This window comes from Acidovorax sp. 35-64-16, assembly GCF_002281195.1.
GTDB lineage: Bacteria > Pseudomonadota > Gammaproteobacteria > Burkholderiales > Burkholderiaceae_C > Acidovorax > Acidovorax defluvii.
Genome location: NZ_NCFM01000001.1, coordinates 259,881 through 278,544, shown reverse-complemented (window position 1 = coordinate 278,544; position 18,664 = coordinate 259,881). Strand labels below are relative to the sequence as shown.

The window sequence follows — 18,664 nt, the reverse complement described above, 5'->3', positions numbered from 1 at the left end:
ACGGCGATAAAAAGACGCTCCACCCCATAGGTTCAGGGCAGGACGCAGGGCATTGTTGCGCCGGCTGTTAATCTCTCAAATAATTCAATATCAATGTTTACTTGACGTTTTATGCAAGTAAAACCACCTGCGTCGCGCGTCGCGATCCCACCGCCCACCAAACACCGCGCCGTGCTGGGCCAGCTCAGCGACATGGACCTGCGCCTGCTGCAGGTGTTCAAGGCCGTGGTGGAGTGCGGCGGCATGTCGGCCGCCGAGCTGGAGTTGAACATCGGCACCAGCACCGTCAGCCGCCACATGAAAGACCTGGAAACCCGCCTGGGCCTCACGCTGTGCCGCCGGGGCCGGGCGGGTTTTGCCCTCACGGCCGAGGGCCAGCGCGTTTACGACGAAACCCTGCGCCTGCTGTCGGCCGTGGATGCGTTTCGCAGCAGCATCGACGACATCCACCGCCGCATGGGCGGGCGCCTTGACGTGGCGGTGTTCGACAAGACGGCCAGCAACCCGGCCGCGCACATTGGCGACGCCATTGCGCTGTTTGCCAGCCAAGCGCCCGAGGTCAGCCTGCAGATGCATGTGGCGTCGATCCCGGCGATCGAGCGCGGGCTGATCGATGGCAGTTTCCATGTGGGCATCATCCCGGCGCACCGCACCTCGCAAAGCCTGGTCTACGCCGACCTGTTTGCCGAAACCATGCTGCTGTACTGCGGCGCGCGCCACCCTTTGTTTGGCCAGGAGCATGCCGCGCTGACCTGGGAATCGCTGCGCGCCTACCAGTTTGCCGGGCTGGGCTACCACTCGCCCAACATGGAGCTGAGCCACAGCACGCGCCTGCCGCGCAAGGCCACGGGGTTTGACCAGGAGTCGATTGCCACGCTGATTCTGTCAGGCCGCTACCTGGGTTTTTTGCCCGACCACTATGCCGAAGCCTTCGAGCGCCAGGGCCAGATGCAGGCCGTGCAGCCTGCTCAGTTCTTCTACCGCTGCCAGTTTGTCAGTGTGCTGCGCAAATCGCCCCAGCCGACGCGCGCTGCGCAGGCGTTTGCCCAGTGCCTGCTGGACGCGCATGGTTGATAGGCAGGCGGCCTTGCGCGCACCCTGCGGCAGGCGGCAGAATGCAGGCTGTAGTTGCAACTTTGTGTAAGGCGTTCCATGGCATCCCTTTCTTCGATTGGCAGTTCCGGCCTGCAGGCCGCCCAGTTGCGGCTGGATGCATCGGCCAACAATGTGGCCAATGCCAACACGCCCGGCTACCGCCGCCTGTCTGTGGCGCAGCAAGCCGTGGCCGACAGCGCGGGCGTGCGTGCCACGGTGGAGCGCGAGGCCAACAAAAAAGGGGTGGCGCTGGAGCAGGAGGCCGTAGAGCAGATGTCGGCCACCTACGCTTTCAAGGCCAGTCTGCAAACCATCAAGACGCAGGACCAGATGTTGGGTTCGCTGCTCGATGTGAAAGCCTGAAAGCACACCAAACCACCTGCCCAGGTGCCCTGACATGCCCCACCCGATGGGGCTTTTTATTGGACGGATGGCGCCAAAACAGGCGATACCACGGGCCCGTCGGGCCTGGCTTTTCAAATCCGGCGCGCGCCGCCTGCACAGCCCCTCGGCACGCCGAAAGAAAGCACCGACGCCACGCTTTGGCGCCTTACAGCCCCAGCGCCTGAAACAGTTGCTCTGCCCGCGCCGTCGCCTCGGCGGTCATCTGCATGGGGCGGCCCCACTCGCGCTGCGTCTCGCCGGGCCACTTGTTGGTGGCGTCCATGCCCATCTTGCTGCCCAGGCCGCTCACGGGCGAGGCGAAGTCGAGGTAGTCGATGGGCGTGTGCTCCACCATCATGGTGTCGCGCGCCGGGTCCATGCGGGTGGTGATGGCCCAGATGACGTCCTTCCAGTCGCGCACATCTACATCGGCGTCCACCACCACGATGAACTTGGTGTACATGAACTGGCGCAGGTGGCTCCATACGCCCATCATCACGCGCCGCGCATGGCCCGCGTAGGCCTTGCGGATGCTGACCACCGCCATCCGGTAGCTGCAGCCTTCGGGCGGCAGGTAAAAGTCCACGATCTCGGGAAACTGCTTTTGCAGCAGCGGGATGAATAGCTCGTTCATCGCCAGGCCCAGCACGGCGGGCTCGTCGGGCGGTTTGCCGGTGTAGGTGCTGTGGTAGATCGGGTCCTTGCGCAGCGTGATGCGGTCGATGGTGAGCACGGGGAACTCGGCGCACTCGTTGTAGTAGCCGGTGTGGTCGCCATACGGCCCTTCCAGCGCGTGCTGCCAACCGCTGGCATGGTTGGCGTCGGGCTGGATATGGCCTTCGAGCACGATCTCGGCTGTGGCGGGCACGGTGAGCGGCAGACCCAGCGCGGGCGTGACCTCGGTGCGTGCGCCGCGCAGCAGGCCCGCGAACTGGTATTCGCTCAACGAGTCGGGCACGGGCGTGACGGCACCCAGCAGCGTGGCCGGGTCGGCGCCCAGCGCCACGGCCACGGGATAGGGCTTGCCGGGATTGGCAGCGCAGTGGTCGGCAAAATCGAGCGCGCCGCCCCGGTGGGCCAGCCAGCGCACGATGACCTGGTTGCGCCCAATCACCTGCTGGCGGTAGATGCCCAGGTTCTGCCGCGCCTTGCGTGGTCCGCGCGTGATGGTCAGGCCCCAGGTGATGAGCGGTGCCACGTCGCCCGGCCAGCAGTGCTGCACGGGCAGGCGGGCCAAGTCCACATCCGGGCCTTCCCACACCTCTTGCTGGCAGGGTGCACCCCGGCCCACGGTGTGCGGCGCCATGTTCCACAGGGTCTTGAGCAGCTGGCCCATGCCCAGCATGTCCTTGAAGCCCTTGGGCGCCTCGGGCTCCTTGAGGGTAGCGAGCAGTTCACCCAAGGCGCGCACACCACGCAGGTCGGGCACACCCATGGCGCGGGCCACGCGCCCGGTGGTGCCAAACAGGTTGGTCAGCACCGGCATGTGGTGGCCCGTGGGCTGCTCGAACAAGAGTGCCGGGCCGCCCGCGCGCAGCACGCGGTCGCTCAGGGCGGTCATCTCCAGGTGCGGCGACACGGGCTCGTGCACACGGCGCAGGTCGCCCGTGGCTTCGAGCTGGGCCATGAAATCGCGCAGGTCGCGGTAAGCCATGGGGTTCCAGAGGTTTTGAGTGAAATTGGCCGCTAGCGCTTATGGGATAAGCGCAAGCAGCTATGAATCAAGGAGCATCCAACTCCAGGCCCTGCCAGCGCGGTGCCAGCTGGTGGTCTACGTCGATGAGGTCCAGCACCCGCGCGACGCTGTGGTTCACCACGTCCTCCACCGTTTGCGGGCGCAGGTAAAAGGCGGGCAGCGGTGGGCACACGATGCCGCCCATCTCGGTGACGGCAACCATGTTGCGCAGGTGGGCGAGGTGCAGCGGCGTCTCGCGCACCATCAGCACCAGGCGGCGGCGCTCTTTGAGCATCACGTCGGCCGCGCGCGTCAGCAGGTTGTCGGCCAGGCCATGGGCAATGGCCGCCAGCGTGCGCATGGAGCACGGCGCCACCACCATGGCATGGCACTGGAACGAGCCGCTGGCAATCGCGGCGCCCACGTTGTTCACGTCATGCACCTGGTGCGCAAGGGCCTGGGCGGCCGGGCGCTCCATGCCCAGCTCATGCTGCAGGTTGCGCCATCCTGCGTCAGAGACAACCAGGTGCGTCTCGATGCCGGGCAGGCCCCGCAACACCTGCAGCAAGCGTGCGCCATACACGGCGCCGCTGGCACCCGATATGGCGACGATGATGCGGCGGGTGCGCACCGGCTCAGCCATGCGGGGCCATCTCGGCGGCGCTGGCGCGCAAGGGGTCGGCCTGCTGGTCGGCCTCTACCTGCTCCAGCACCAGGGCGGCCTGCGCGGGGTCAAAATCTTCGTGGGTGCGTTTTTTCACGCCGTATTGCTGCAGCTGGTAATGGCGGTCGGCCGCAATGCCGTGGCGCGCCAGCGTGCTTTTGACGCACACCAGCGGGCAGCCATCGAGTGCAATGATGGGGCGGCCCGAGCGCACGATCTTCATGAGGTGCGGCACATCACCGCCCACCCCGGCGATGCACGACATCTCGGCCACGCCGCGTCGATCCAGCTGCAGCGCCACATGGTTGGCCAGTTGCGCGGCGCTGGAGCAGCCCGAGCACGAATAGACCAGCGGACGGGGGTCGGCCGCGCGGTTCATGGCCGGGTACCCGGATAGAGCGGGTCGGCACCCGAGGCACTGTGTGCGGACCGGGCGCCAGGGCGCAGTGCCGACAGGCGCGCCAGCACCTGGCGCGGCGCCCACTGTTGCAGGTCGAGCACGGGCAGCTCCAGCGCGTCGAGCGTGTTTTTGACGACCAAGCCCAGCTCGGTGTCGCCTTCCATGACCAGGCGGCGGTTGAAGAACAACGTGTCGGGGTCCTGCTGGCGCTGCGCGAGCAGCACAAAGTCGTGCGCCGAGGCGCTGATGCACAGGTCGATTTCGGCGTGGCGCGCGCGCGGGGCAAAGGCACCGCCGGTCCAGGTGAAGTCGAAGGTGACCCCGGCATCGCGCACATGGATGCGCAGGCGCTTGTTCAGCAGCATGTCGCCCACATCGCGCGGCAACTGGCGCGCCACACCCAGGTTGAGCGCCGTGACCAGCAGCAGCGAGCCCGGAAACGCCGGCAGGCGCGACGTGAACGCCGCCACGGGAGAGGGCAGGACGAAGGGAGCCGGGGGCGTGGTGGAGGCGTTCATGGGTTTTCCTGTTCAAGCGGCGGCGCGCACGCTGCGGGGCGGTGCAACGCGCTGCCAGAGACTAAAAAATTGATAGCAACAAAACCAATACAGTAAGGCGGTAGATGCTATTTTTATACAAAATTGACGCTGAACAAGCCCCCGGGATGCGCACCGCGCGAGGGATGGGTTCATCGTTGCCCGCCCCAAGCCGCCAGCCCGGCGCTGGCTGGCGCCGCTGCGGTGACGGGGGAGCAGGCCGGCCATGGCGTTCAGGCCGCGGCCAGGGCCTCGGACTCGACCAGGTCCAGGCCGGGGCGGCCATGCCAGTAGCCGTTGCAGCTTTGCTCGGGCATGAGCGGCTGGAGTTGGGCGCGGGCATCGCGCGGGGCCAGGCTGCCTTGGCGCACGGCGTCAAACAGGGCCACGATTTCGCCCGTGTGCTGCGCCTGGGGGCTGATGCGCGCCACGGCCACGCCCATGCGCTGCATGCGCGGCAGTTCGTCGATCAAGTTGTGCACGCGGGCCGACTGCGTCTGGATGCCGTTGAGCACGAGGAACTCCTCGCTCTCGCGGGTCTTGAGCATCAGGCCGTCGGGGTGGTCCAGGCAGCTGAACTGGCAGTCGTCCTTGGGCAGGTTGCGCTGGCGTGCGGTAAAGCAGCGCGCCGAAAACGCCAGCGCCATGCGGCCGTAGGCAAACACCTCGGTCTGCAGATTTTGCGGGCCGTTCTGGATCAGGGCGGAAAGGTCTTCGTGCTTCATCTCCAGCGGTGCCACCCAGCGCGTGGCGCCCAACTGGGCCAGCCACTGCAGCGAGGGCTGGTTGTAGATGTTCAGGTGCAGGCCACCCACAAAAGGGCGCTTGCCCGACAGGCGCTGCACGGCGCCCATGTCGTTGGCCTCGATGAGGTAATCGGGGTTGGCCGTCACCTTGTGCATGGTGCTGACTTCCACGCCCGATTCGAGCAGCACCTGGGTGGACAGCACGGCCTCCTTGCCAGCAGAGCGCATCAGATCGGCGATGTCCAGCCAGTCCGAGAGGCGCAGCTCCTTGCGGCGCGAGCACACGGTTTCGCCCAGGTAAACGATGTCCACCGGCGACGCCGCCATGGCCTCGTAGAAGTCGAAATAGGTCTGGCGCGGCCAGTAGTACTGCGGCGCACCCAAAGAGAGCTTGATCATGTTCGTCATTTCCAGGGGCGGTGGTAGGCGCCCAGGGTGTGCTGCTGGCCTTCGGCCACCTGGTCGAGGCTGGCCATCCAAGCGGTCTTGGGGGCGTAGCGCAGCGGGTCGGCCAGGCAGTTGTCGATGGCGTCGCGCCAGACCTTGGTGACTTGCGCCACATAGGCGGGGCTGCGCTGGCGGCCCTCGATCTTGACGGCGCGCACGCCCATCTTCATGAGCTTGGGCAGCAGCTCCAGCGTGTTGAGGCTGGTCGGCTCTTCGATGGCGTAGTAGTTTTCGTCCTCGCCCACATCGAAGCGCCCCTTGCACAGCGTGGGGTAGCCCGCGTTTTCGCCGGGGGCGTAGCGGTCGATCAGCACGCCGCCCAGGCGCGATTCGAGCCCCTTGGGCGTCTCCTGCCAGCGCACCGACTTGGGCGGCGAGCACACGCCGTGGGTGTTGGGTGACTCGCCCGTCACGTAGGACGACAGGGCACAGCGCCCCTCGACCATCACGCACAGGCTGCCGAAGCCGAACACCTCGATCTCCACCGAGGTGCTGTCGATCACGCGCTGCACCTGCTCCATCGACAGCACGCGCGGCAGCACCGCACGCACGATGCCGAACTGCTCGCGGTAGAAGTTGATGGCGTCGGCACTGGTGGCCGAGCCCTGCACCGACAGGTGCAGGCGCAGCTGGGGGTGGTGCTGCGCGCCGTACTGCATGAGGCCGGGGTCGGCCAGGATGACGGCGTCCATGCCCATGTCCACGGCCTTGTCCATGGCGGCGCGCCAAGGCGCGGGGTTGGCGGCCTGCGGGTAGGTGTTGAGCGCCATGAACACTTTGGCACCACGCTCGTGTGCGTACCGGATGCCGTTGGCAATGGCCGCTTCGTCGAAGTTGAGCCCGGCAAAATTGCGCGCATTGGTGGCGTCGCGCAGGCCCAGATAGACGCAGCTTGCGCCGTTGTCCACCGCCGCCTTCAGGGCGGGCAGGCTGCCGGCAGGGCAGACAAGTTCAAAGCCGGGCGCCACGGGGGGCACTGCAGTAGGGTTCAGGGATTCCATCACAAGCGATCAATAGCCGACTCCGGGCTTGGAGCCACGGCACTGGTGGCCACATTACCGGTCCAGGGCCGGGTGGGGGCTGATCTGAGTCAATTGCAGCGCACAATGCCAGACAAACGCAGTCGGACTTTGATGCAGGCCATGCCCCGGTGCCGCCGACACTGCCGTGCTGAGCCCCTTCATCCACCCCCTCTCCATCGCCCTCCCGCCGTGAACAAAAACCTGTGGCTGCTGGCCCTCTGCCAGGGCCTTTTCCTGACCAACAACGTCGTTTTCATCGGCATCAACGGCCTGGTGGGCCTGCAGCTGGCACCGTTTGGCTGGATGGCCACGCTGCCCGTGATGGCCTATGTGGTGGGCGGTGCGCTGTCCACCCCGCTGGTGGCGCGCAGCCAAGCGCGCTGGGGGCGGCAGGTGTCGTTCCAGATCGGGCTGGCCGTGGCGGTGGCGTCAGCAGCGCTGTGCGCCTGGGCGGCCTTCACTGCCAATTTCTGGGTGCTGTGCACGGCCACGCTGGTGGCGGGTTACTACAGTGCCAACGGCCAGCTTTATCGCTTTGCGGCGGCCGAACTGGCGGCCACCGATTACCGGGAAAAGGCCGTTTCACTGGTGCTGGCCGGTGGCCTGCTGGGCGCCATTGCCGGCCCCAACCTGGCCAGCGCCACGCGCACGCTATTTCCCGCAGCGTTTGCGGGCGCCTATGTGGCGCTGATGGCGGTGGCGCTGCTGGCCATGGCGTGCATGGCCGCCATCCGTTTCGAGGCGCCGCCGCAGGTGCTCAACGCGGCGGGCCAGCCCGCCCGTGGCCGGCCCTTGCCTGAGCTGATGCGGCAGCCTGCCTTCCTCGTGGCCGTGCTGGGCGCCGCCCTGGGCTATGGCGTGATGAACCTGCTGATGGCCGCGACCCCGCTGGCCATGCAGGTGTGCGGCTTCGCTTTTGATGACGCGGCGCTGGTGCTGGAGTGGCATGTGATCGGCATGTTTGCGCCGGGCTTCTTCACGGGCCACCTCATCAAGCGCTATGGCGTGCTGCCCATCATGGGGGCGGGCGTGCTGCTGAACCTGGCCTGTGTGGCCGTGGCGCTGATGGGGGTGGAGCTGCACCACTTTGGCATTGCGCTGTTCATGCTGGGGGTGGGCTGGAATTTTCTGTTCACCGGAAGCACCGCGCTGGCCATGACGGCCTACCGCCCCGAAGAAAAGGACCGCGCCCAGGCGGCCCTGAACTTCTGCGTATTTGCCACGCTGGCGGTGAGCTCACTGTTTTCGGGCGTGCTGGTCACCACGCAGGGCTGGACGCTGCTCAACTACGGCTCGCTGGCGCCCATTGCGATCACTGGGGCAGCCTTGCTGTGGCTGGCGTTGCACCGGCGCCGGGTGCAGGCCGCCTGAGGGCCAGAACCCGGCGGTGGGTGAACGCGCCAACACCGCGCTCCGGGCGCTGCGCCACGAACCGCCGGCCGCCATTTGCATTGATTGCTATCAATAAAATAGCTATTAGAGCTTTACACGCAAGGGCTAGAGCCTGTTTTTAACAAAATCCGGCCAACCCGCCGCATCCTGTCAATCCACGGCGGGGCAGTGCTGCAGCAGCCACTGGCGCAACAGGGCAAACACCGGGTCGGCCAGTTCGGGGCTTTCGTTGAACAGCTCATGGAACAAAGGCTCAAAGCCATGCGACTGCACCACGCCCCGGGGCGCCGCCGCAGCAAACGCCCGGCTGCCAGCGGGGTTGACCAGCTTGTCTGCACCGGCCCACATCAGCAGGGTGGGCACGCTCCAGTGCGCGGCACGCGCCACGGTGGCGGGGCCGCCGTCGGCGATGAACCGGGCCAGGCGGGCGCTAATGCGGTCGTGGCACAGCGGATCTGCCAGGTAGGCGGCCACCACGGCCGGGTCGTGCGAAAGGTATTGCGCATCGAGCCCGTTGCCCACGCGCAGGTTGGGCAAGATGCGCGGCAGCGTGGCCAGCAGCAGCTTTTGCACGGCATTGAGCCCCGGGTCCAGTGCGGGCGACGAGAGCACCAGCGCATCCACCGGCCGCAGGTGCATCGACACGAACCGCGCCGCGACCAGGCCGCCCATGCTGTGGCCCAGCAGCACCAGCGGCTGGTGGGCCGCCATGCGGGCGCGGGTGGCGTCCACCATGTCGGCCAGATCGTCCAGCAGGCGCATCTCGCCTGTCAGGCCACCACGCGGGCCACCCGACTCGCCGTGGCCATACTGGTCATAGCCCCGCACGGCAAAACCCCAGGCATTGAGGCGCCGTGCCACAGCGTCGTAACGCCCCACATGCTCGCCCAGGCCATGCACCAGCAGCACGGTGCCGCGGGATGTGCCCTCCAACAGCGGCCAGTCCTGGACCGCCAGGTTTTCGCCATCTGCCGCGGTGAAAGTGGTCAGTGTGCTCAAGGTGGAAACAACGGTGTCAGACATAGGTCGGGAAAGGTTTGGGGGCAGCGCGGGCAACATGGACCGCACGCGTTACGGTGAAAACACCCGCAGATTGCGGAGAAAGCTTGAGCGTCGGGGCCAGCGCTGCGCGCGCCGCTCTGCCAGCGGTTCAGACGGCGGGCTCCGATGCGGCCTGCTTTGCCATGGCGCCGATCACCTGCGCCACCGAGGCAGTCAGGCGCTTGGCGTAGGGCACGTGTAGGAACTCGTTGGGGCCGTGGGCGTTGCTCTTGGGGCCCAGCACGCCGCACACCATCATCTGCGCGGTGGGGAAGCCCTCGCTGAGCATGTTCATCAGCGGGATGGTGCCGCCCTGGCCGATGTAGCCACAGGATGCGCCAAAGTGCGCTTGCGAGGCTTCGTTGAGCGCCTGCTCGAACCATGGCGTGGTGGCCGGGGCGTTCCAGCCCGTGGCGCCGCCACCCCCGTCAAAAGTAACCCGCGCCTGGTAGGGCGCGTTGTCTTCGAGCAGGGTTTTGAGCTCTTGCACGGCCTGGGCGGCATCCACCAGCGGAGGCAGGCGCAGGCTGAGCTTGAAGGCGGTGTAGGGGCGCAGCACGTTGCCGGCGTCCTGCAGCGCAGGAAAGCCCTCGGCGCCGGTCACACTCAGCGTGGGCTCCCAGGTACGCTTGAGCAGCGCCTGCAGCGGGTCGGTGGTGGTGGGCAGCGCGAACTGGGTAGAGCCGCCGCAGTCGTAGTGCGCCCAGGGAAAGCGCTTGTACACCTCGTCTCCCAGAATGGCGGCCGTGGCGCGGGCCTGGGCCTGGCGGTCGGCGGGCACCTCGCAGTGAAAGCTGGCGGGCAGCAGGCGGCCGGTGGCGCTGTCTTCGAGCCGGTCGAGCACCTGGCGCATGATGCGAAAGCTGGATGGCACCAGCCCCGAAGCGTCGCCCGAGTGGATGCCTTCGGTGAGGATCTCAACCTTGAGCGTGCCGCTGGCCATGCCGCGCAGGCTGGTGGTGAGCCACAGCTGGTCGTAGTTGCCCGCGCCGCTGTCCAGGCAGATCACCAGGCCCACATCGCCCAGGCGGGTGCGCAGGGCGTCGATGTAGGGCAGCAAATCGCGCGAGCCGCTTTCCTCGCAGGTTTCGATGAGGCCCACGATGCGCGGGTGCGGCACGTTCTGGCGCTTGAGTTCCTGCACGGCGGCAATGCTGGCGTACACGGCGTAGCCATCGTCGGCACCGCCGTGGCCGTAGAGCTTGCCGTCTTCGTACTTGGGCGTCCAGGGGCCCAGGTCGCTGCGCCAGCCGGAAAACTCGGGTTGCTTGTCCAGGTGGCCATACATCAGCACCGTCTGGGTGGCGGCGGCCTCGGTGGACTCGATCTCGAAGAAGAGCACCGGTGTGCGGCCGGGCAGGCGCACGACCTCCAGGCGCAGACCGGCCACTTTTTGCGCCTCGACCCAGGTGGCAGCATTGCGCACCACGGTATCGAGCAGACCCAGCTGCGCCCAGTCGGGGGCAAAGGTGGGCGACTTGGCCGGAATGGCGATGTATTCGGTGAGCTGGCGCAGGATGTCGTCATCCCACGCCTGGCCGACCCGCTCCAGTGCCAGCGCAGGTTGAAGGATTTGGGAGGGGACTCGGGCGTTCATGGGCGGGCTCCAGCGGCAATTCGAAAACCGCATTCGACCACAACGCGCCCTCGGGCGCCACGGTTCACGGGGAGACGCCTGGGACGGCCCCGGATTGATCCCCGCAGCCTACCGGGGCCCAATGGCGCGTCGGCCCCCTGCGCCACGCGATACCGCTGTCGGCGCTCACTCGCTGCAGCAAGGCCCATGACACCGATCGCCATCGGGAAAGCCGCTGCGTGCCAGACAAGGCGCCATGGCCCGCCAGGGCAGGCACTTTTCTTCAGCGCGGCATTCGCGAAGTCGCGCAACAGTGCAGTGGCGCCGACGCTTTGGATGCATGCCCTACGGATTTTGGGACAAAAATGGCTCTTGCGCTTATCCAGAAAGCGTCAATAGCTATTATTTATATAGCAAAAAATCCTGTCAGGATTTGCCCCGTCGTGGCGCTCAGGCGTGCTCGAAATGAAACACCGCCGTGCCCGCCCGTGCGTTGGGACACCAACGGACCGCGCGCCCGTTCTGCAGGCCGAACGAATCGATCATCCGCAGCTGGTTTTTGAGCGCGAGCACCTCAAAGTCCTTGTAGGTGCCCACACGGATGTTGGGCGTGTCATACCACTGGTAGGGCAGGCGGCGCGTGACCGGCATGCGCCCGCGCAGCACCGACAGGCGGTTGGGCCAGTGCGCGAAGTTGGGGAACGCGACGATGCCGGTGCGGCCCACGCGCGCGGTTTCGCGCAGCATGACTTCGGCGTTGCGAAGGTGCTGCAGGGTGTCGATCTGCAGCACCACGTCGAATGAGTTGTCGCCAAACATGGCCAGGCCTTCGTCGAGGTTGAGCTGGATGACGTTGACGCCCCGGCGCACACAGGCCAGCACGTTGGCATCGGCAATCTCGATGCCGTAGCCACTGCAACCCCTGCTGCGCTGCAGGTAGTCGAGCATGCTGCCGTCGCCGCAGCCCAGGTCAAGCACGCGCGAGCCTTCGGGCACCAGGCGCGCCAGGGCTTCCATGGTGGCTTTCTCGGTCATGCCAGCTCCTTTGCAATGCTATCGAAATATGAGCTTACGACACCCATGTAGCGGGCGTCATCGAGCAAAAAGGCATCGTGCCCGTGGGGTGCATCGATCTCGGCGTAGCTCACGCTGCGGCGGTTGTCGAGCAGCGCCTTGACGATCTCGCGCGAGCGCTTGGGCGAAAAGCGCCAGTCGGTGGTGAAGCTAACCAGCAGAAATTTGGCCGTGGCGCGCGCCAGGGCCTGGGTGAGGTCGCCACCAAAGGCGCGCGCGGGGTCGAAGTAGTCGAGCGCACGTGTGATGAGCAGGTAGGTGTTGGCGTCGAAGTATTCGCTGAACTTGTCGCCCTGGTAGCGCAAGTAGCTCTCGATCTGGAATTCGATGTCCTGTGTAGAGTATTTGAGGTCCAGACCCTCTCTGAGCTGGCGACCGAACTTTTCGTTCATCACGTCGTCGCTCAGGTACGTGATGTGGCCGATCATGCGGGCGATGCGCAGGCCGCGCTTGGGGATCACGCTGTGGCGGTAAAAGTGTCCACCGTGGAAGTCGGGGTCGGTGACGATGGCGCGGCGCGCCACCTCGTTGAAGGCGATGTTCTCGGCCGTGAGGTTGGGTGCGCTGGCCACCACCACGGCATGGCGCACGCGTTCGGGGTATTGCAGCGTCCACGAGAGGGCCTGCATGCCCCCCAGGCTGCCGCCGAGCACGGCGGCGAGTTGCGTAATGCCCAGGCGGTCGAGCAGGCGGGCTTGGGCGTGGACCCAGTCTTCCACCGTGACCACGGGGAAATCCGCACCGTAGACCTCGCCGGTGTCGGGGTGCAGGTGCATCGGGCCGGTGGAGCCGAAGCACGAGCCCAGGTTGTTCACGCCGATGACAAAGAAGCGGTTGGTGTCCACCGGCTTTCCCGGGCCGATCATGTTGTCCCACCAGCCTTCGCTCTTGTCCTGGCCTTCGTACACACCGGCCACGTGGTGCGAGGCGTTGAGCGCGTGGCACACCAGCACGGCATTGGAGCGGTCGGCATTGAGCTGGCCGTAGGTCTCGAAAGCGAGGTGGTAATCGCGGATGGAGGCGCCGCTTTGCAGCGGCAGCACCTCCGGAAAATGCATGGTCTGGGGCGTGGCAATGAACGACATAAAAAAACCCGGCATCGCTAAAAACGAGGCCGGGCAGTGTCGGACGGGTCTTTAGCAGAATTTATAAAGCGCCCGCAAGCTGTAGCAAATCGGCGCGTAGCGCAAATATACCAAAAGGGTCGCCTTGCGGCCACCCCGCACGGTCACACCGGCGCAAAGATCGCCACCAGCCCAAGGACCAGAAAAATGACCGCGGACACACCGTGCACCACACGAATGGGCACCAGGCGTGTGATGCGGTCGCCCAGCCAGACCACGGGCGCATTGGCCAGCATCATGCCCAGCGTGGTTCCAGCCACCACCCACAGATAGGCGTTGTATTGCGCCGCGAGCATGACGGTAGCAATCTGCGTCTTGTCACCCATCTCGGCCAGGAAAAAGGCCACCAGCGTCGTCCCAAAAACGCCCCAGCGCGGCGCGCCGTCGGCATCGCCTTCATCGAGCTTGTCCGGAATCAGCATCCACACCGCCATGGCAATGAACGAAACGCCCAATATCCAGCGCAGCACCTGCGGCCCCACCACCGTGGTCACCCAGGCACCTAGCGCACCCGCCAGCCCGTGGTTGGCCAGCGTGGCGACCAGAATGCCCAGAACGATGGGCCAGGGCTTTCGGAAACGCGCGGCCAGCACCAGCGCCAGCAACTGGGTCTTGTCACCCATCTCGGCAAGGGCGACGATGGCGGTTGAAACAAAAAAGGCTTCCATGGGGAGGGGTTATCCAATCCGGCCGGATGGGTGGTGAACGCATTGACTGCACGCCAACTCCGGCCAATGGATCGGCATGCAGTCAATGGTCTCGCCCAGCTCATTGCAAGCCGCATGCGCCATAGGCTGTGAGAGCCCAAGTGTGTTGACGCATGCCCCCGGCGCTGCGTGCGGCCGGACGGGCTACTCCCCAAAGACCGGGCGATTTTAGTGCAACGCGTTCACGGGTCGCGCTGGCATCACCGACAACGCTGCCTGCCTTCAAAAAACCCCCTTGGAAATAAATATCCACGCGGCGCAGAAAAGTGATTAATAATGGCTTCGCTTTTCTGCAATGCAGGAAAGTAGTTAAGTTAGCGGTGATTGGTCAGTTTCGCGTCTTTGAAGTCGTCACAGGTTTGTTGATTGCGTCGGACTCCCATCGCGTTTTCATGTTTTTTCAGGAGTCCTTCATGGGCAACAAACTTTACGTGGGCAATCTGCCCTATTCCTTCCGCGACGAAGACCTGCAGCAGACCTTCAGCCAGTACGGCTCGGTCGGCAGCGCCAAGGTCATGATGGAGCGCGACACCGGCCGCTCCAAGGGTTTCGGCTTTGTCGAAATGGGCAGCGATGCTGAAGCCCAGGCTGCCATCCAAGGCGTGCATGGCACCAACTTCGGCGGCCGTGACCTCGTGGTCAACGAAGCTCGCCCCATGGAGCCACGCGCTCCACGTAGCGGCGGCTTCGGCGGCGGCAGCGGTGGTGGCGGCGGCTACGGTGGTGGCGGCGGCTACGGTGGTGGCGGCGGCGGTGGTGGTGGATACGGCGGCGGCGGCGGTGGCCGCAGCGGCGGCGGTGGTGGTGGTGGTTACGGCGGTGGCCGTAGCAGCTACTAAGACCGATAAGGCAGGTGCTTGCACCTGCTGCCGGCAAAACTAGGAGCCTTTGGGCTCCTTTTTTTATGGCTGCAGCATTGCTGCCACAACGGCAAAGGACACTTGCCTTTTTTTAAAAACTATGAGAAAAATTGCCGCTGCGGGGTTTTCTCGCCTTCAAGTTTGCGGTGATCCGTCAGTTTCGCGCATAGGGCGTCATTGAGACTAGCTGGTTGCGTTTTCTGGACTCCATCGCTTTTTCCATGTGTTTTTGAGGAGTCCCGTGATGGGCAACAAACTGTATGTGGGCAACCTGCCGTACTCGGTACGTGACAGCGATCTGGAGCAGGCTTTTGGCCAATTTGGCTCAGTGACGAGCGCCAAGGTCATGATGGAGCGCGACACCGGTCGATCCAAAGGCTTTGGCTTCGTCGAAATGGGCAGCGATGCCGAGGCGCAGGCTGCCATTCAGGGCATGAACGGCCAGCCCTTGGGAGGCCGCGGTATCGTCGTCAACGAAGCGCGACCCATGGAGCCCCGTCCGCCCCGCAGTGGTGGTGGAGGCGGCTATGGCGGCGGTGGCGGTGGCTACGGAGGTGGCCGTGAAGGCGGCGGCGGTGGCTATGGAGGTGGTGGCCGAGGTGATGGTGGCGGCTACGGTGGCGGCGGTCGCAGTGAAGGCGGCTTTCGCAGCCCCTATGGCACGGGTTCACGCAATGGCGGCGGCAGCGGTGGCCGCAGCGGCGGCGGTGGTGGCTACGGTGGCGGCAACGGCTACTGAACCACTCACCTACAGGTTTTCTTGAGACAAGCCCCTTCGGGGGCTTTTTTCATGGCCAAGGGTTTGGAAAAATCAGGCGGCCTTATTGAAAAATGTCGGCACCCGGCACGCCATCGCATGACAGGCTTGACCCCGCCCTTCGGGCTATTGCACCTCACCCTGGCGGTGCTTGCGCGGGCGGCCTGCCAACAATTGGTCGAACAGCGCGTTCGGTAGCATGCGCAGCAGCCCGGCGACGATGCCCATCTGCCAGGGAATGACCCGGTGGCGTGCACCTGCGGCAATGGCGTTGAAAGCACGGTCTGCAAAATCATCGGCCTGCATCAGGAACGGCATGGCGTAGCGGTTCTGGCGGGTGAGCGGCGTGTCGATATAGCCGGGCGAGAGGGTGACCACACGCACCCCATGCGGGCGCATTTCGCCACGCAGGCTCTCGCAATAGCTGATGACCGCCGCCTTGCTGGCGCAGTAGGCCCCATGCCCTGGCAAGCCCCGAACTCCCGCCACGCTGGCAATACCCACCAAGGTGCCGGACTGGCGTTGCACCATGCCGTCCACAAACGGCTGGAAGGTGGCCGCCATGCCGATATTGTTGGTGGCAAAGGTTCGCGCCATGACCTCCATATCTGCGCCAATGGCGGTGTCCATGCCCACACTGATGCCGGCGTTGGCAATCACCACATCGGGCAGCCCCTGGCGTGCCTTGCAGTCCTGGCCCGCTGCCATGATGCTTTCGGGCACGGACACATCCGCACTATATATTTCATAGCTGTCAGCGCTTATCTGATGGGCGCCAGCCCATGATTTGATCTCAGATGTGCGCCGCGCCACCAGCGCCAGCCGATAGCCTTGCCGATGAAAACGCAGGGCCAGCGCCTGGCCGATTCCACTGGAGGCGCCGGTAATGAAGACGAGTGGTGCAGTCATGGGGCGGCTTCGGCGCTGTGCGCGACTTATCGCGACGCAGCAGGCATCAGAACGCCACGCACACGCCCGCGCAATTGCAGCACCTGGTCAAGGTGGTCGTATTCCATGGCGTCGGCCGTGAACCGGTCGTTGCCCCGGATGAGGACGACCGGCTGGTCTGACCGCACCCGCTCGGCCTGTGTGAAGGCGTGCAGGAATTCACCACGGAACTCCAGGCGCGGTTGCGCCGTGCCAGCGCCACCCGGTATCGCCTCGCGCGTGACCACCGCATTGCCAAACAACTGCACTTCAGAGCCGTCGGCGTTGCTCAGGGCGCGATCGGCCGTGGCCAGGGTCACAAGACCCTGCGGCGTCACCGATCGCATAAGGACTTTGTCGACCTCCAGGGTGTCCGTGTCGGGATAATGCCTCCCCATCTCGCCCTTGATTTCGCTTTGCATCCGCCCCGTGGCATCAAAGCTCTTGACCGAAAAGAGCTTCATGAAATAGTCGGGCTGGTGTGGATTGCTGGGCCCGGCCGCTGCGGCAATGGGCGCGGGGGCATTGCGCACCAGCCACCAGGTGCCCAGCGCGAGCATCCCCATGAGGATGATCGGGAGGTAAAGCGAAAACTTTTCCCAGCCTTGGCGCATCACGGGCGTCATTGCGTGTAGTCCGCCAGCAAGGCTGCATAGCGGCCACTGGCCACCAGCAGCAGATCACAAAACTCGCGCGCAGCCCCTTCACCGCCACGCGCCACGGTGGTGTGGTGCGCTGCATGGCGCACTTCCACATGGGCATTGGCGGGGGCGCAGGCCAGGGCGCAGCGGCGCATGACGGGCAGATCGGGCCAGTCGTCACCCATGGCAGCCGCCTGCAACCACGAAAACCCCAGGCTCGCCAGCATCTGCTCGGCCGCGGGGCGCTTGTCTTCGGTGCCAAACACGGCATGCTCGACACCCAGCGCCTTCAGGCGCAGGCGCAACGGGGCCGAATCGCGGCCAGTGATCACGGCCGGGGTGATGCCGGCCTTCTGCAGCAACTTCAGGCCATGCCCGTCCAGGGTGTTGAAGCGCTTGAGCGTTTCGCCCGCTTCACTGAAATACAGGCCGCCGTCGGTCAGCACCCCGTCCACATCGAAAAAGGCCACGCGCACGCCCTGGGCCTGCAGCAGCAGCACGGGATCGAAGCTGAGCGCCGAGCTGCTGTCGGCTGCTGAAAATAAAGGGGTGATGGCGCTCATCAGATCACCTTGGCCCGCATCAGGTCGCGGATATGGACCACGCCTTCCAGCGTCCCGTTCGCGCCCACCACCAGCACGCTGGTGATGCCGTGGGTCTCCATCATTTCGGCGGCATTGACCGCCAGGGCGTCGGGTGCAATGCGGCGGGGCGTGGCGTGCATGACCTGGGCGGCCGTGGCCGTGCGCAGGTCGGCGCCCGCTTCGATGCGGCGGCGCAAATCGCCATCGGTAAAGATGCCCAGCACTTGCCCCGCGCCATCCACCACGGCGGCGGAGCCCAGTCCCTTGGCACTCATTTCCCGCATCAGTTCGCTGAAAGAAGCTTCGGGCAAGACGCGAGGGACAGCATCGCCGGAACGCATGACATCGCTCACATGCGTCAGCAGTTTGCGGCCCAGGGCGCCGCCGGGGTGCGAACGGGCAAAGTCCTCCGGGCGAAACCCGCGCGCATCGAGCAGGACCACGGCCAGGGCGTCGCCCATCGCCAGCTGGGCGGTGGTGCTGGCCGTGGGTGCCAGGTTCATCGGGCAGGCCTCGCGCTCCACGCTGCAGTCGAGCGTGAGGTCTGCATGGCGGGCCAAGGTGGAGTTCAGCCCCCCCGTCATGGCGATCAGGGGCACGCCCAGGCGCTTGAGCACCGGAAGCAGCGCCGTGAGTTCGCCACTTTCGCCGCTGTTGGAGATGGCCAGCACCAGATCCTGGCCGGTCACCATGCCCAGATCACCGTGGCTGGCCTCGGCGGGGTGCACAAAAAAAGCCGGCGTACCGGTGGATGCCAGCGTGGCCGCAATCTTGCGTCCGATATGGCCGCTCTTGCCCATTCCCATGACCACCACGCGCCCGGTGGTCTGCAAAACCCGCTGCACCGCCTGCACAAACCGGGCATCCACGCGGGCAGCCAACCCCCTCAGGGCAGACGCCTCGATGTCAAACGTTTCCCGCGCCAGGTGCAGGGCCTGATCCGGATCAAGAGTGGAATGGGTGGCGGGAGTCATGCGCGGATTCTATCGACCGGGGTGCATGGGCTCGGATA

Annotated in this window: 20 protein-coding genes and 1 riboswitch; of the genes, 5 read left to right on the top strand and 15 right to left on the bottom strand. The window is 65.5% G+C overall.

Features of this window, described 5'->3' with window-relative positions:
- Positions 1–111 precede the first annotated feature (111 nt).
- Both B7Y64_RS01310 and B7Y64_RS01305 read left to right on the top strand, forming a co-directional pair.
- On the top strand, positions 112–1,074 hold the full coding sequence (locus B7Y64_RS01310) for a LysR family transcriptional regulator (RefSeq protein WP_291324484.1): 963 nt from the start codon (positions 112–114) through the stop codon (positions 1,072–1,074).
- 78 nt (positions 1,075–1,152) lie between these two features.
- Positions 1,153–1,458 carry a flagellar basal body protein gene (locus B7Y64_RS01305; RefSeq protein WP_291324485.1) on the top strand — a complete coding sequence of 102 codons (306 nt, stop codon included), beginning with the start codon at positions 1,153–1,155 and terminating at the stop codon, positions 1,456–1,458.
- A gap of 187 nt (positions 1,459–1,645) precedes the next feature.
- On the opposite strand, the gene ubiD is transcribed toward B7Y64_RS01305, so the two are convergent.
- The 6 genes from ubiD to B7Y64_RS01275 all read right to left on the bottom strand — a co-directional run bounded on the left by ubiD (position 1,646) and on the right by B7Y64_RS01275 (position 6,948).
- The gene (ubiD, locus tag B7Y64_RS01300; RefSeq protein ID WP_291324486.1) at positions 1,646–3,133 is read right to left on the bottom strand and encodes a 4-hydroxy-3-polyprenylbenzoate decarboxylase; all 1,488 of its coding nucleotides are present in this window, start codon (positions 3,131–3,133) and stop codon (positions 1,646–1,648) included.
- 67 nt (positions 3,134–3,200) lie between these two features.
- A complete protein-coding gene (locus B7Y64_RS01295) occupies positions 3,201–3,797 on the bottom strand; it encodes a UbiX family flavin prenyltransferase (RefSeq protein WP_291324487.1) in 597 nt (198 codons plus the stop codon).
- Positions 3,790–4,197: a putative zinc-binding protein gene (locus B7Y64_RS01290; protein ID WP_291324488.1), complete on the bottom strand. Its 408-nt coding sequence runs from the start codon at positions 4,195–4,197 to the stop codon at positions 3,790–3,792. Before B7Y64_RS01290 ends, B7Y64_RS01295 begins: the two co-directional genes overlap by 8 nt.
- On the bottom strand, positions 4,194–4,736 hold the full coding sequence (locus B7Y64_RS01285) for an SCP2 sterol-binding domain-containing protein (RefSeq protein WP_291324489.1): 543 nt from the start codon (positions 4,734–4,736) through the stop codon (positions 4,194–4,196). Before B7Y64_RS01285 ends, B7Y64_RS01290 begins: the two co-directional genes overlap by 4 nt.
- A 251-nt stretch (positions 4,737–4,987) precedes the next feature.
- Positions 4,988–5,896: a U32 family peptidase gene (locus B7Y64_RS01280; protein ID WP_291324505.1), complete on the bottom strand. Its 909-nt coding sequence runs from the start codon at positions 5,894–5,896 to the stop codon at positions 4,988–4,990.
- A gap of 8 nt (positions 5,897–5,904) precedes the next feature.
- Complete coding sequence (locus B7Y64_RS01275) at positions 5,905–6,948, bottom strand: peptidase U32 family protein (RefSeq protein ID WP_291324490.1); 1,044 nt, start codon at positions 6,946–6,948, stop codon at positions 5,905–5,907.
- A 210-nt stretch (positions 6,949–7,158) separates the two neighbouring features.
- Between B7Y64_RS01275 and B7Y64_RS01270 the strand changes: the two genes are divergently transcribed.
- Positions 7,159–8,340 carry an MFS transporter gene (locus B7Y64_RS01270; RefSeq protein ID WP_291324491.1) on the top strand — a complete coding sequence of 394 codons (1,182 nt, stop codon included), beginning with the start codon at positions 7,159–7,161 and terminating at the stop codon, positions 8,338–8,340.
- A gap of 171 nt (positions 8,341–8,511) precedes the next feature.
- Here B7Y64_RS01270 and B7Y64_RS01265 read toward each other — a convergent pair whose 3' ends face one another.
- The 5 genes from B7Y64_RS01265 to B7Y64_RS01245 all read right to left on the bottom strand — a co-directional run bounded on the left by B7Y64_RS01265 (position 8,512) and on the right by B7Y64_RS01245 (position 13,844).
- Positions 8,512–9,384 carry an alpha/beta hydrolase gene (locus B7Y64_RS01265; RefSeq protein WP_291324492.1) on the bottom strand — a complete coding sequence of 291 codons (873 nt, stop codon included), beginning with the start codon at positions 9,382–9,384 and terminating at the stop codon, positions 8,512–8,514.
- 127 nt (positions 9,385–9,511) lie between these two features.
- Positions 9,512–10,999: a M20/M25/M40 family metallo-hydrolase gene (locus tag B7Y64_RS01260; protein ID WP_291324493.1), complete on the bottom strand. Its 1,488-nt coding sequence runs from the start codon at positions 10,997–10,999 to the stop codon at positions 9,512–9,514.
- A gap of 429 nt (positions 11,000–11,428) precedes the next feature.
- Positions 11,429–12,013, bottom strand: coding sequence for a methionine biosynthesis protein MetW (gene metW, locus B7Y64_RS01255; protein WP_024813472.1), 585 nt, complete (start codon positions 12,011–12,013; stop codon positions 11,429–11,431).
- Positions 12,010–13,137: a homoserine O-acetyltransferase gene (locus B7Y64_RS01250; RefSeq protein ID WP_291328202.1), complete on the bottom strand. Its 1,128-nt coding sequence runs from the start codon at positions 13,135–13,137 to the stop codon at positions 12,010–12,012. Before B7Y64_RS01250 ends, metW begins: the two co-directional genes overlap by 4 nt.
- A 143-nt stretch (positions 13,138–13,280) precedes the next feature.
- Positions 13,281–13,844 (bottom strand): TMEM165/GDT1 family protein, encoded by a 564-nt coding sequence (locus tag B7Y64_RS01245; protein WP_114655760.1) that lies wholly within the window; start codon positions 13,842–13,844, stop codon positions 13,281–13,283.
- A 20-nt stretch (positions 13,845–13,864) separates the two neighbouring features.
- A riboswitch (yybP-ykoY riboswitch) is annotated at positions 13,865–14,048 on the bottom strand.
- Between the two features lie 248 nt (positions 14,049–14,296).
- On the opposite strand from B7Y64_RS01245, the gene B7Y64_RS01240 reads away from it, so the two are divergent.
- Both B7Y64_RS01240 and B7Y64_RS01235 read left to right on the top strand, forming a co-directional pair.
- Positions 14,297–14,722, top strand: coding sequence for an RNA-binding protein (locus B7Y64_RS01240; protein WP_291324494.1), 426 nt, complete (start codon positions 14,297–14,299; stop codon positions 14,720–14,722).
- Positions 14,723–14,987: 265 nt separating this feature from the next.
- Positions 14,988–15,482, top strand: a complete 495-nt coding sequence (locus B7Y64_RS01235; protein WP_291328200.1) for an RNA-binding protein — start codon at positions 14,988–14,990, stop codon at positions 15,480–15,482.
- A 144-nt stretch (positions 15,483–15,626) separates the two neighbouring features.
- Here B7Y64_RS01235 and B7Y64_RS01230 read toward each other — a convergent pair whose 3' ends face one another.
- From B7Y64_RS01230 to B7Y64_RS01215, 4 genes are read right to left on the bottom strand one after another with little or no spacing between them, the layout of a single operon-like run.
- Positions 15,627–16,409 (bottom strand): SDR family oxidoreductase, encoded by a 783-nt coding sequence (locus B7Y64_RS01230; RefSeq protein ID WP_291324496.1) that lies wholly within the window; start codon positions 16,407–16,409, stop codon positions 15,627–15,629.
- Between the two features lie 26 nt (positions 16,410–16,435).
- On the bottom strand, positions 16,436–17,053 hold the full coding sequence (gene lptC / locus B7Y64_RS01225) for an LPS export ABC transporter periplasmic protein LptC (RefSeq protein WP_291324497.1): 618 nt from the start codon (positions 17,051–17,053) through the stop codon (positions 16,436–16,438).
- Positions 17,050–17,631 (bottom strand): HAD hydrolase family protein, encoded by a 582-nt coding sequence (locus tag B7Y64_RS01220; protein ID WP_291324498.1) that lies wholly within the window; start codon positions 17,629–17,631, stop codon positions 17,050–17,052. The genes lptC and B7Y64_RS01220 overlap by 4 nt, the downstream gene beginning before the upstream one ends.
- Positions 17,631–18,626: a KpsF/GutQ family sugar-phosphate isomerase gene (locus B7Y64_RS01215; protein ID WP_024813480.1), complete on the bottom strand. Its 996-nt coding sequence runs from the start codon at positions 18,624–18,626 to the stop codon at positions 17,631–17,633. The genes B7Y64_RS01220 and B7Y64_RS01215 overlap by 1 nt, the downstream gene beginning before the upstream one ends.
- Positions 18,627–18,664: the final 38 nt, after the last annotated feature.